Here is a 13,449-nt window from a genome sequence, read left to right on the forward strand (position 1 = left end):
CTAATCCTTTCGGGTATCTCGATGCTTATTCTTCAATATCAGAAGGTTGCTCAGGTGTGTCAGAGGATGATTCTGGCAACGTTTCAGTCGTTACTTCAGCATCACCTTCTTCCGACTCAGGCACTTCGATGACATTTCCGTCTTCGTCCAGTAGCTCTTCATCATCTTCACCGGCCATCTTTGCAATACGCTCAACCTGAGTAAGTAATTCGCCCTTACCCAACTTAATCAAGGTAACACCTTGTGTATTACGACCAGTCACTGACACATCTTTAACCGATGTACGAACCAGTGTGCCACCGTCAGAAATCATCATGATTTCGTCATCATCCTTAACCTGTACCGCACCGATAGCATTACCGTTACGATCAGACGTTTGGATAGCAATGACACCCATTCCACCACGCTTCTGCGGGGTAAATTGGTCAACTTCAGTACGCTTTCCGAAGCCGTGCTCTGTTGCCATCAATAGACGACCTTCATCTAGAATAATCAGTGCGTTAACTGTCGCACCCTCTTCCAACTTGATACCACGAACACCAGCCGCTGTACGACCCATGCCACGCACGTCATTTTCGTTGAAGCGAATCGCCTTACCATTGCTGGTAAACATCATCACGTCGCTATTACCATCAGTAATCGCTACGTCAACTAGTTGGTTATCATCACGCAAGTCGATTGCAATGATTCCTGAAGCACGTTGATTTGAGAATGCCTTAAGATCTGTCTTCTTAACGGTACCGTTTTGCGTAGCCATAAAGATGAAACGATTATCTTCATATTCACGAATCGGCAATATCGCTTGGATATGCTCATCCTCTTGCAACGGTAATAAATTAACCATTGGCAAACCACGTGAAGTACGACTAGCCATCGGTAGCTGATAAACTTTCAACCAGTACAAGCGACCTCGACTTGAGAAGCACAGAATCGTATCGTGCGTACTCGCAATGAATAACTTCTCAATGAAGTCTTCATCTTTCATCTTAGTTGCTGCCTTACCACGACCACCACGACGCTGTGCGTGATAAACATCAACCGATTGTGCTTTTGCGTAACCAGAATGAGATAGCGTAACAACAACATCTTCTTCAGGTACAAGATCTTGCATGCCTAGGTTTTCACCTATCGCATTGATCTGAGTCAGACGCTCGTCACCGTATTGGTCACGTGTTTCGATGAGCTCATTACGAATAACATCTAACAAACGCTCAGGACTTCCAAGGATATCCAAGAAGTCGATGATGCGCACCAATATCTCGCGGTACTCATCAAGAATCTTGTCTTTTTCAAGACCTGTTAAACGGTGTAAACGTAACTCTAATATCGCCGTTACCTGAGCTTCAGACAACCAATATCCATCATCTTTTAGACCAAAACGAACGTGTAAATCTTCGGGTCTTGCATCCGTCGAGTTACCACGAGATAACATCTCAAGAACGATTTCAGGAGACCATGCTTTAGCTAATAGCGCCACACGTGCGTCTGCTGGCGTAGCAGAAGCTTTGATGGTCTTAATGATCTCATCAATACTGCCTAGCGCAACCGCCAAACCTTCTAAAAGATGCGCACGTTCACGCGCTTTTCTTAACAAGAATATCGTACGACGAGTCACTACTTCACGACGGTGACGAATAAATGCTGCAAGGATTTCTTTAAGGTTTAATAGTTTTGGTAGGCCATCAATCAGCGCAACCATATTAATACCAAAACTCGCCTGCATTTGAGTGTGCTTGTAAAGGTTGTTCAATACCACTTCAGGTACTTCACCACGCTTCAAGTCAACAACCATGCGCATTCCGTCTTTATCAGACTCATCGCGAAGTTCAGAAATCCCTTCCATCTTTTTATCTTTAACTAGCTCAGCAATCTTTTCAATCAGACGGGCTTTGTTAACTTGATAAGGAAGTTCAGTCACAACAATTTGGTCACGACCATTTTTATCTTGCTGGAAATCAGCGACACCACGGATACGAATACTACCTCGACCTGTGTGATAAGCAGACGTGATACCCGCAGCACCATTAATGACACCTGCTGTTGGAAAATCAGGACCTGGAATGTATTCCATTAGGTCATTAATATCCATTTCTGGGTTATCAACTAAGGCTAGTGTGCCGTTAATGATTTCAGTAATGTTGTGTGGCGGAATATTCGTCGCCATACCTACCGCAATTCCAGAAGAACCGTTAACTAATAGGTTCGGAAGGCGTGTAGGGAAAACTGCTGGCTCAGATTCAGAACCATCATAGTTCTCAATGAAATCAACCGTTTCTTTATCTAGGTCAGCTTGAAGCTCATGTGCAATTTTAGACATGCGCACTTCGGTGTAACGCATCGCGGCAGGAGAATCACCGTCAACCGAACCAAAGTTACCCTGACCATCGATGAGCGTATAACGCATCGAAAATGGCTGGGCCATTCGAACCATCGTGTCGTAAACAGCGGTATCACCATGCGGGTGATATTTACCGATTACGTCACCGACAACACGTGCAGATTTTTTATAAGGCTTGTTCCAGTCATTATTCAACACGCTCATTGCGTATAAAACACGACGGTGAACTGGCTTGAGACCATCACGTACATCAGGCAAAGCACGCCCAACGATAACGCTCATTGCATAATCCAAATAGGATTTACGCATCTCATCTACAAGATTAATTGGTATTATTTCTTTCGCGAATTCAGCCATAATTTTTGTCGACGACTCTTCCTAAATTATATCTCTATAATTATAACAGAACTGTGACAAAAAGGCGCATTTTGATGGCTATTATAGACGCCTGACAAGATACTTTTTAGACTTGTTTTTCACTCACTTTCAAAGACACTTAAATGTTCAGCAGATAAGGCCAATCCAACGGTATCGCCTAACTCATATTGCATCAATGAGGACAGTAATAACTGCACAGATTCACCAGAAGTCAAACGCAGCACATACAAATAGAAACCACCCCTAAACTGTCTTGAGATAAGCGCTGCTTTTATCGGTGACTGCTTATCAATTTTGAGGTATTCAGGGCGAATCAACGCATTCACTTGCTGCCCCAGTTTAAAAGCTTGTTGCTCACGCAATGGTGAAACGCCAAGTGCTGTCTTCACACCCTGCTCAACTATTTCACCCTGAAGAAAATCACTTCGTCCCACAAAGTGCGCCACAAAGGCTGTTTTAGGCTGATGATAAAGCGTTTGTGCATCGTCCCACTGCAATAACTTACCCGCACTCAATACTCCAATACGGTCTGCCATATTAAACGCTTCATGCTGATCATGCGTCACCATGACACTAGTAATTCCTTCATGCTTCAAAATCGAACGAATCTCTTTCGCCAATGAACTTCTCAACTCAACATCCATACTAGAGAATGGCTCATCCAGCAGCAGCAAACGCGGCTTCGAAGCCATCGCCCTAGCAAGTGCAACTCGTTGCTGTTGACCACCCGAAAGCTCATGAGGGTAGCGGCCGTCAAAACCGACGAGACCTATCAACTCAAGCAACTCAGCTAAACGCTGACGCTTATCAGACTTAGACTGGTGACGAATACCAAAACAAATGTTATCCCCAATCGTTAAATGTGGAAACAAAGCGAAGTCTTGAAACACCATTCCAATTTGACGATTCTCAGTCGGTGCAGTGAAGTTAGAAGTACTTAATACCGTAGCGCCTGAATGAATCTCACCCGATTGCAATACTTGAAAGCCCGCGATAGAACGTAATAAAGTCGTTTTTCCGCAACCACTAGGCCCTAACAAACAGGCAATTTCACCGTCATCCAAACGTAGTGAAATATCTTCCAATACTCTTTTACTATCGAAAGCGACACACACTTTATCTAGCGTTAGTACGCTCATTTTTTAGCTCCCTGAGGACGTGCTTGAGCAATCGCTCGGCTCAATAATATAACGGGAATAATTCCGGCCAGTACAATCATCAACGATGGTGCTCCCGCATCTGCAAGGCGCTCATCTGATGCCATTTCATAAGATCTTACCGCCAAGGTATTAAAGTTGAAAGGCCTCAGTATTAGTGTTGCAGGTAACTCTTTTAATACATCCACAAACACCAACAACAACGCAGTTAATACCGTTCCTTTCATTAAAGGCAGATGTATTTTTCTTAGCACTCCGAAAGGCGAAAGCCCCAAACTACGTCCCGCATCATCCATTGACGGTTTTATCTTACTCAAACCCGCATCAACCGCTTGAACAGACACGGATAAAAAACGCACTGTGTAAGCAAATATTAAGGCGAAGATGGTCCCTGAAAGTAGCAAACCCGTCGAAACATCAAACGTAGAACGCATCCAAGCATCCAATGTGTTATCTATCCATGCGAATGGTAATAACACACCAACTGCAATAACAGTACCCGGCACGGCATAACCTATTGATGCAACAGCGACACTCGCTTTAACGGTGGGTGTTTTTAACAGACGCTTAGCGTAACTCAATAGTAATGCCAAACTCACTGCAACAAATGCAGCTGCTATTGCCAATAAAAGACTATTTAAGACCAGTGAAAAGAATTCACTACCTAATGCGTAGTCGGCATTGTTCAATGTCCAATATAAAAGCTGCACAGCAGGCACAATAAAACCAAATAATACGGGTAACACACAGGCAAATGTTGCCCAAAAAGCACTCCACCCTTTTAGCTTATAACGCTGACCACGATTTTCAGTATTAGAAGTACTATGAAAACGTGCATGACGTCTTGAATAGCGCTCCATGAAAATCAAAACGACGACAAAACTCAGCAGCAATGTTGATAATTGTGCAGCAGTGACACTGTCATCCAAGCCATACCATGACTTGAAAATCCCTGTGGTAAATGTATTTACACCAAAGTATTGCACCGTACCGTAGTCGGCCAGTGTTTCCATTAGTGCTAACGATAAACCGGTAATGATTGCAGGTCTTGCTAGAGGTAACGCGACACGCTGGAAGCCTTGAAATGGTGTACACCCTAATGTTCGACTCGCTTCTAAAACAGCAACCGACTGCTCCAAAAAAGCAGCCCTAGACATCATATAAACATAGGGATAAAGCACCAGAGATAGCATTGCTATCGCACCGGTTAGTGAGCGAATCTCAGGAAACCAATAGTCTCCGTAACGCCAACCAAACCAATCACGTAGTTGACTTTGCACTGGACCAGCAAAGTCTAAAATACCCGTATAGGTGTAGGCGATAATATAAGCAGGAATTGCCAATGGCAGGAGTAATAGCCAAGACAAAGCACGACGCCCTGGGAATTCACAGGTAGACGTTAACCAAGCGCAGATAATTCCCATACTAAGCACACCAACAGTCACACCTAACATAAGGAGTAATGAGTTAGTTATGTAGTCAGCTAGAAGGTTATCTAGCAGGTGCTGCCAATTATCGTTAAAAGGCTCAAGTACAAAAGAAGCGACCACGAGGACAGGTAACGCCATGATTAATGCGATACCGACAACCCACCATGTTCTTATACCCATCAAAGAGCCCACTAAAAGCCTAACCTTTAAATAAACAAAAGCCCTCCAAATCTCTTTGGAGGGCTTATATAGCTTGCCAGATTACTTCCAGCCAGCGCGATCCATCAATTTTACTGCATCAGAGTTGTTTTCACCTAATACTGATAGATTTAATTCATCAGCTTTAAATTCACCCCAACTTTTCAGGGTTTCAGTACTCTCAGCACCTTCTCTAACAGGGTACTCATTATTGACTTGAGCGTAGAAGGCCTGAGCTTCTACTCCAACTAAAAACTCCATTAACAACTTCGCGTTATCAACATTTTTTGCCGCTTTAGTCATCGCAATACCACTAACATTTACATGGACACCACGATCATTTTCACCTTGGTTTGGCCAAAAAATGGCAAGCTTATTAGCCGCTTCAATTTGTTCTTCGTCATTACTATTTAGCATACCACCGTAGTAGTAAGTATTAGCAATGGCTACATCACAAATTCCAGCTGCTGCTGCTTTGATCTGGTCACGATCACCGCCTTTTGGTGGTTGAGCAAACGTTTTTACAAAACCATTCGCCCACTCTTGAGTCTTTTCAAGACCATCAGACGCAATCATTGACGCCACAAGAGACTGATTGTAGATATTACTTGAAGAACGAATACAAACACGCCCTTCCCACTTATCATCATTTAATGCTTCATAAGTAGATAACTCAGATGGATCTACCTTACCTTTCACATAAAAGATTGGGCGTGCACGCATAGACAGACCAAACCAATAAGACTCTGGGTCACGCAAGTTAGTCGGTACAATTTTATCTAGCACGTCAGACTCAACAGCGCGGATCACACCTGCTTCTTTAGCACGATACAAACGACCTGCGTCTGTAGTAATTAATAAGTCAGCGGGACTATTTACACCTTCAGACTTTAAACGCTTTAATAATGTATCAGCGCCACCAGTCACTAAATTAACCTTTACGCCCGTTTCGGTTGTAAACTTTTCTAGTAAAGGCTTAATCAGGTTTTCTTTTCGTGCCGAATAAAGATTTACTTCCTTTTCATCTGCAGAAACACTAACTGCACTAGCAAGCAATAAACCAGCAATCGCTGTAAGCGTGAAGAACTTCATATTGGGTAGTCCATTAATTTTCGATTGAGTTAATGCTAATGTAAATGCAAAGGATTCGCAATAACTTTATCACTCTATCAATTCATAAGTGTCATCTATCAGCCAAAAGGTGCGTCACTGACAAAAATACATTAGATTAAGCTCCTATAAACCCAAAATAAACATAAGCAAATCGCAGGCCCACTTAATGCAAAAAATAGCTCTAATAATCAACTCGCTTAGCTCCGGCGGTGGGGAACGTGTTGTAGCAACGCTATCGCAGGGGTTTGCTAAGGATTATGACGTCTCCGTTATTGTGTTTGAGGGTAATGATATTGACTATGAATTTGGTGGGAAATTAGTCGACCTGAATTGCCCTAGTAAAAATGGGTTTATTGGTAAGTCTTTTAACTTATTAAAGCGTGCTTACAAACTTAAACAGTTATTTAAAGAAAGTAAGTTTGACCATATTTTTGGTTTCATGGAGTCCGCGAACTATCCTGCCGTTCTCGCATCTAGAAAAACCATTGCGTCACTACATATCGACTTTAACTTCCTTAGCCCTACAGAACAAAAACTTGTACGTTGGATTTATCCACGAGCAAAATTAGTCGCACCAGTGTCAGACGACATTGCAGAAACACTGCGTACCCAACTCAAACTGACTAATGTGGGAAGAATTTACAACCCTGTTCCGTTTGAAGAACTTCGCCAACTTGCATCAGTGCCATTTGAGCACCCTAGAAAGTTTATTATTGCAGTCGGTCGCTTAACTTACCAAAAACACTTTGACCTGATGATCACTGCATTTGCTAAGTCAAAAACACAGCAAGAATGTGATTTAATTATTTTAGGCGATGGTGAGTTACGCGAAGAACTAGAAGCACTAGTCATAGCGCTAGGCATGGAAGGGAAAGTCCACTTACTTGGTAGATTAAAAAACCCGTTTGTTTATATGAAAAATGCGGAGTTTATGACGTTATCGAGTCGCGCGGAAGGCTTCCCTATGGTCTTGATTGAAGCGCTATCTTTAACTTGCCCAGTGATTTCGACGGATTGCCCAACAGGACCACGGGAGATTGTTAAAGAAGGCGTAAACGGCTTACTAATCGAAATGGACAACCAACAGGTACTAACAGACTCTATAGATAAGCTCTTTTATGATAAGAACCTACGCGAGCAATTTAGTAAAAATGCTCAAGAGTCAGTTAGTCACCTCTCGGTAGAAAACATCTGTCGAGAATGGATTACACTCTCGAACAATAGCTAGAACGACTTAGGTGTGAGAGATTAAAGTTCCCCACTCACCTGTTTCATCACTATATAAACGAATACGACTAATACTTGCATAGTCGACATTGAGTCTAAATAGATTCTCATCCTGCATACCCAAGATATACATTAGAACAACACGAATAACGCCTGCGTGAGTCACTAGTAGGACATTACCGCCTTTGTTATTTTCAGAGATTTCATGAAAAGCCTTTAATACACGGCTACGAAAATCCAAAAATGCCTCACCATTTGGTGGAACAACTCTTGTTGGTGATTTCCACCATGCATTTAACGTATCTGGGTCTTCTTCTAAAATATCTTGCGGAGAAGTGCCATCCCAGTCACCAAAATCTATTTCTTGAAAACGTTCATCAGTAATAAATTCCAACTCTTCTTGAGCAGCTAAAGATTCTGCAAACTCAGCACAACGTTGCAAGGGTGACGAAATAACTTTATCCCAACTTTCTTCGTCTTCGATCGACTTTTGCATTTGCGACCAACCCGTATCACTTAGAGCTGGATCGGTACTTCCACAAAAGACATTACCCAACTCCACTTCACCGTGGCGAAGTAGAGTAATCATGGTAGTTTCGGACATAATTATAATTTTATGAAGGTGCCAAACAGCACCTTCATCCTAAAAGGTTATTCGATGACCGACTTATATCAATCTGTATAAGTTGCCGCGATAATTTCATACTCGCGCAAACCACTTGGAGCTTTCACAACAGCAACATCCCCTTCCTCTTTACCAATTAAGGCACGAGCAATTGGTGACGACACAGCAATCTTATTTAGCTTAATGTCTGCTTCAATATCACCAACGATCTGGTAAATAACTATCTCTTCCGTCTCAAGATCTTCAAGTTCAACTTTGGCGCCGAACACAACACGCCCTTGAACATTTAGCGATTGAACATCGATAATCTGACCAGAAGATAATACTGACTCCAACTCTTGGATTCTACCTTCGGTGAAACTTTGCTGCTCACGCGCCGCGTGATATTCAGCATTTTCTTTCAAATCACCGTGCTCGCGCGCAGTAGATATATCTTGAATTATTTGAGGACGAACTTCAGTCTTTAAACGCAGTAATTCTGCTGAAAGTAATTCTGCACCTTTTGCTGTTATGGGAGCTCTATTCATTATGCTTTGTTAATCCCTTCATGTAGGTCTTGTAGACGGTAAACTTGCTCATTGGCTGTAAATGCCATCGCCTCGCATAAAGCCCATGCGCCAGTGATTGTTGTAGTGTAAGTCACCTTACGCTGCAATGCTTCACGACGAATTTCGTACGAGTCATTAATAGCCTTTTTACCTTCTGTCGTATTAACAATCAAGTGAACTTCGTCATTCTTAATCATATCTACAATATGTGGGCGACCTTCATGAACCTTATTGACCACCGTACACTCAACGCCAGCGTCGTTTAATAAACGGGCGGTGCCACGTGTCGCGATTAAGGTAAAACCTTGAGCAATCAATCGACTACCGATATCCAAAACATGCTTACGGTCAGTTTCACGGACACTAATGAAGGCTTTACCACCACTCTTAGGGAAGTCAATATTCGCGCCACGTTGTGATTTACCAAATGCTTCAGCAAAACTACGGCCAACACCCATTACTTCACCCGTCGACTTCATCTCAGGGCCAAGAATAGTATCTACACCAGGGAACTTGATGAATGGGAACACCGCTTCTTTAACAGAATAATACTCAGGAATAATTTCCTTCGTTTTACCCTGTTCTACAAGTGATACACCCGCCATACAACGTGCTGCAATCTTAGCTAATGGCTGACCAATCGCTTTAGAAACAAACGGCACTGTACGAGAAGCACGTGGGTTTACTTCAAGAACGTAAATATCATCGCCCTTAATCGCAAACTGGATATTCATCAAACCAATTACGTTGATTGCTTTACCCATTTTCACACACTGATCACGCATCTCATCTTGAACTTCTTGGCTCAATGAGTACGGAGGTAATGAACATGCTGAGTCACCAGAGTGAACACCTGCTTGCTCAATGTGCTGCATGATTCCACCGATCAATACATTTTGACCGTCACAAATCGCATCCATGTCCACTTCAATCGCATCATCAAGGAAACGATCTAGTAGTACAGGAGAGTCATTTGAAACTTGAACAGCGTTATGCATGTAATAACGTAGATCTTCTTCGTTATATACAATTTCCATCGCACGGCCACCTAATACATACGATGGACGAACAACTAGTGGGTAACCGATTTCAGCAGCTAATAACACTGCCTGCTCTGGGTTACGTGCTGTTCTGTTTGGTGGCTGTTTAAGACCTAAACGCTCGATCATTTGCTGGAAGCGCTCACGATCTTCTGCCAAGTCGATTGCATCCGGGCTTGTACCAATAATTGGTGTGCCGCTAGCTTCTAGTGCTTCTGCAAGCTTAAGTGGTGTTTGGCCACCGTACTGTACAATTACACCTTTTGGCTTTTCAAGATCAACGATTTCCATGACATCTTCAAGCGTTAACGGCTCGAAATATAGACGATCTGAAGTATCATAATCTGTTGAAACAGTCTCAGGGTTACAGTTAACCATGATTGTTTCGTAACCATCTTCACGCATCGCTAATGCCGCGTGAACACAGCAGTAGTCAAACTCAATACCTTGACCGATACGGTTTGGACCACCACCTAATACCATGATTTTCTCACGGTCTGTTGGTGCTGACTCACACTCTTCATCATATGAAGAATACATATAAGCAGTATCAGTTGAGAACTCAGCAGCACAAGTATCTACACGCTTGTAGATTGGGCGTACATTTAAGTCACGACGGTGTTTGCTGAATGCTTTTTCGCTAACGTTTATTAGTTTAGCCAAACGGCGATCAGAGAAACCTTTACGCTTCAGCTCAAACATCGCTGCTTTATCTAAGTCACCTAGGAACTTACCATCAAGCCCCTGCTCCATTTCGACCAATTCTTGCATCTGATCAAGGAACCAAGGATCAATTGACGTTAGTTCGAATAACTCTTCAGCAGTCAAACCAAAACGGAAACCATCAGCCACGTACAAAATACGCTCTGGACCTGCTTCAGTAAGCTCACGACGTAGCTCATCTTTAGGGTATTCAGCAGTAAGGTCTAAGCGCTCATCCAAACCATCAATGCCAGTCTCTAGACCACGCAATGCTTTTTGGAAAGACTCTTGGAACGTACGGCCAATCGCCATTACTTCACCAACAGACTTCATCTGTGTAGTCAGGCGCTTGTCTGCTTTAGGGAATTTTTCGAATGTAAATCTTGGGATTTTCGTGACAACGTAATCAATCGTCGGCTCGAAAGATGCAGGTGTAGCACCACCCGTGATTTCATTACGAAGCTCATCAAGTGTGTAACCTACCGCAAGCTTGGCTGCGATCTTAGCAATTGGGAAACCAGTTGCTTTAGATGCCAATGCAGATGAACGAGATACACGAGGATTCATTTCGATAACAATCAAACGACCATCTTTCGGGTTTACCGAGAACTGTACGTTTGATCCACCGGTATCAACACCAATCTTACGCAATACATCAATCGATGCGTTACGCATGATCTGATATTCTTTATCAGTCAATGTTTGAGCAGGTGCAACGGTAATTGAATCACCGGTATGGATACCCATTGGATCAATGTTTTCAATCGCACAGATGATGATGCAGTTGTCAGCAGTATCACGTACCACTTCCATCTCATATTCTTTCCAACCCAGTAGAGACTCTTCAAGAAGAATTTCCGTTGTTGGAGACATATCCAAACCGCGCTCGACGATTTCTTCAAACTCTTCACGGTTGTAAGCAATACCACCGCCAGATCCACCCATAGTGAATGAAGGACGAATGATTGTCGGAAAACCTAATTCTTTTTGAGCAGCACGCGCTTCTTCCATAGTGTGTGCAACACCAGAGCGAGCAGAATTAAGACCGATCTCTCCCATTGCAACACGGAATTTTTCGCGATCTTCAGCCATTTCGATAGCTTCTTTCTTCGCGCCGATCATTTCAACGTTGTACTTTTCTAGAATACCTTCAGCATCTAGTTCAAGTGCGCAGTTTAGTGCTGTCTGGCCACCCATTGTTGGCAAGATCGCATCTGGACGTTCTTTTTCAATGATCTTTGCAACGGTCTCCCATTGAATCGGCTCGATGTATATCGCATCTGCCATCTCTGGGTCAGTCATTATCGTTGCTGGGTTAGAGTTAACCAAGATGACACGATAACCTTCTTCACGAAGCGCTTTACACGCCTGTGCGCCAGAATAATCAAATTCACATGCCTGACCAATTACGATTGGACCTGCGCCGACGATCAAAATACTCTTTATATCTGTACGTTTAGCCATGACTAATTAACCTTGTGTATCCATGAGCGCAATGAACTTATCAAAAATTGGGGCAATGTCGTGAGGTCCAGGACTTGCTTCAGGGTGACCCTGGAAACTAAATGCTGGACAATCTGTACGCTCAATACCTTGCAAGCTATCGTCAAATAATGAGCGATGCGTTGCTTTCAATGTAGCTGGCAAAGATGCCTCATCTACTGCAAAACCGTGGTTTTGACTAGTAATAAGTACTTTGTTTGTTGCTAAGTCTTGAACAGGGTGATTAGCACCGTGATGACCAAACTTCATTTTTGCAGTCTTTGCACCACTTGCTAAACCAAGTAGCTGATGACCTAAACAAATACCGAAGGTAGGTACTTTTTTCTCTAGAATTTGTTGAATCGCTGTAATTGCGTAGTCACAAGGCTCTGGATCACCTGGACCATTAGACAGGAATACACCGTCTGGCTTCATTGCTAATACATCTGCAGCACTTGTCTTTGCAGGTACGACTGTTACGTTACAACCACGGTCAACAAGCATACGAAGGATATTGGTCTTAACACCAAAGTCATAAGCAACAACATTAAAGCGGCCTTCACCTGACTTAAGCGTAATCTGTGGTTCAGGCGGCAACTGCCAGCTACCTTCAGTCCACTCATACTGTTTTTCAGTAGTCACTTCTTTTGCTAGGTCCATACCTTTCAGACCTGCAAAACCTTTAGCGGCTGCTAGCGCCTCTGCTTCTGACAAGTTATCACCTGCCATGATACAACCACGCTGTGCGCCTTTTTCACGCAAGATACGAGTCAAACGACGCGTATCAATATCAGCAATAGCAACAATGCCTTTACGTGCAAGATAATCTGGAAGACTTTCTTTACCGCGGAAATTGCTATAAAGACGTGGAACATCTTTAACAACTAAACCAGTTGAGAAGATACGATCACACTCTTCATCTTCTTCATTAACACCGACGTTACCGATGTGAGGGTAAGTAAGCGTCACAATTTGCTGCGCATAAGAAGGATCCGTTAGGATCTCTTGATAGCCGCTCATCGACGTATTAAATACTACTTCACCGATGCTTGTTCCATCGCTTCCAATTGACTCGCCCTGAAAGATATTTCCATCTTCCAAGACTAAAAGTGCACGTTTTTTCAACGTTGCCTCCACAGTAGACTAAATCCAGAGTTTGCTCGTAACGGCTGTTGACAATTTGATTCTAATCGCTAGAACTAAATGTAGGG

General features: G+C 43.0%; 9 protein-coding genes. 1 reads left to right on the forward strand and 8 read right to left on the reverse strand.

Annotated elements, in window-relative coordinates:
• Window positions 1–25: 25 nt before the first annotated feature.
• The 4 genes from gyrA to DKT75_RS02220 all read right to left on the reverse strand — a co-directional run bounded on the left by gyrA (window position 26) and on the right by DKT75_RS02220 (window position 6,593).
• The gene (gyrA, locus tag DKT75_RS02205; protein ID WP_109821799.1) at window positions 26–2,695 is read right to left on the reverse strand and encodes a DNA gyrase subunit A; all 2,670 of its coding nucleotides are present in this window, start codon (window positions 2,693–2,695) and stop codon (window positions 26–28) included.
• A gap of 119 nt (window positions 2,696–2,814) precedes the next feature.
• Window positions 2,815–3,855 carry an ABC transporter ATP-binding protein gene (locus DKT75_RS02210; RefSeq protein WP_109821800.1) on the reverse strand — a complete coding sequence of 347 codons (1,041 nt, stop codon included), beginning with the start codon at window positions 3,853–3,855 and terminating at the stop codon, window positions 2,815–2,817.
• On the reverse strand, window positions 3,852–5,483 hold the full coding sequence (locus DKT75_RS02215; RefSeq protein WP_109821834.1) for an ABC transporter permease: 1,632 nt from the start codon (window positions 5,481–5,483) through the stop codon (window positions 3,852–3,854). The genes DKT75_RS02210 and DKT75_RS02215 overlap by 4 nt, the downstream gene beginning before the upstream one ends.
• Before the next feature lie 81 nt (window positions 5,484–5,564).
• Window positions 5,565–6,593: a Fe(3+) ABC transporter substrate-binding protein gene (locus DKT75_RS02220; protein ID WP_109821801.1), complete on the reverse strand. Its 1,029-nt coding sequence runs from the start codon at window positions 6,591–6,593 to the stop codon at window positions 5,565–5,567.
• 187 nt (window positions 6,594–6,780) lie between these two features.
• Here DKT75_RS02220 and DKT75_RS02225 point away from each other — a divergent pair, with 187 nt between their 5' ends.
• Window positions 6,781–7,842, forward strand: a complete 1,062-nt coding sequence (locus DKT75_RS02225) for a glycosyltransferase family 4 protein (RefSeq protein WP_109821802.1) — start codon at window positions 6,781–6,783, stop codon at window positions 7,840–7,842.
• 6 nt (window positions 7,843–7,848) lie between these two features.
• Here DKT75_RS02225 and cobC read toward each other — a convergent pair whose 3' ends face one another.
• The 4 genes from cobC to carA all read right to left on the reverse strand — a co-directional run bounded on the left by cobC (window position 7,849) and on the right by carA (window position 13,363).
• Window positions 7,849–8,430: an alpha-ribazole phosphatase gene (cobC, locus tag DKT75_RS02230; RefSeq protein WP_158278780.1), complete on the reverse strand. Its 582-nt coding sequence runs from the start codon at window positions 8,428–8,430 to the stop codon at window positions 7,849–7,851.
• An 83-nt stretch (window positions 8,431–8,513) separates the two neighbouring features.
• Window positions 8,514–8,993, reverse strand: a complete 480-nt coding sequence (greA, locus tag DKT75_RS02235) for a transcription elongation factor GreA (protein ID WP_109821804.1) — start codon at window positions 8,991–8,993, stop codon at window positions 8,514–8,516.
• The gene (carB, locus tag DKT75_RS02240; protein WP_109821805.1) at window positions 8,993–12,220 is read right to left on the reverse strand and encodes a carbamoyl-phosphate synthase large subunit; all 3,228 of its coding nucleotides are present in this window, start codon (window positions 12,218–12,220) and stop codon (window positions 8,993–8,995) included. The genes greA and carB overlap by 1 nt, the downstream gene beginning before the upstream one ends.
• Window positions 12,221–12,226: 6 nt before the next feature.
• Window positions 12,227–13,363 carry a glutamine-hydrolyzing carbamoyl-phosphate synthase small subunit gene (gene carA / locus DKT75_RS02245; protein WP_109821835.1) on the reverse strand — a complete coding sequence of 379 codons (1,137 nt, stop codon included), beginning with the start codon at window positions 13,361–13,363 and terminating at the stop codon, window positions 12,227–12,229.
• Window positions 13,364–13,449: the final 86 nt, after the last annotated feature.

This window comes from Leucothrix arctica, from assembly GCF_003172895.1.
Taxonomy (GTDB): Bacteria; Pseudomonadota; Gammaproteobacteria; order Thiotrichales; family Thiotrichaceae; genus Leucothrix; species Leucothrix arctica.

Bases quoted from the DNA above. Each gene is read 5' to 3' on its own strand.
- gyrA (WP_109821799.1), bottom strand. From the start codon at position 2,695: ATGGCTGAATTCGCGAAAGAAATAATACCAATTAATCTTGTAGATGAG.
- DKT75_RS02210 (WP_109821800.1), bottom strand. From the start codon at position 3,855: ATGAGCGTACTAACGCTAGATAAAGTGTGTGTCGCTTTCGATAGTAAA.
- DKT75_RS02215 (WP_109821834.1), bottom strand. From the start codon at position 5,483: ATGGGTATAAGAACATGGTGGGTTGTCGGTATCGCATTAATCATGGCG.
- DKT75_RS02220 (WP_109821801.1), bottom strand. From the start codon at position 6,593: ATGAAGTTCTTCACGCTTACAGCGATTGCTGGTTTATTGCTTGCTAGT.
- DKT75_RS02225 (WP_109821802.1), top strand. From the start codon at position 6,781: ATGCAAAAAATAGCTCTAATAATCAACTCGCTTAGCTCCGGCGGTGGG.
- cobC (WP_158278780.1), bottom strand. From the start codon at position 8,430: ATGATTACTCTACTTCGCCACGGTGAAGTGGAGTTGGGTAATGTCTTT.
- greA (WP_109821804.1), bottom strand. From the start codon at position 8,993: ATGAATAGAGCTCCCATAACAGCAAAAGGTGCAGAATTACTTTCAGCA.
- carB (WP_109821805.1), bottom strand. From the start codon at position 12,220: ATGGCTAAACGTACAGATATAAAGAGTATTTTGATCGTCGGCGCAGGT.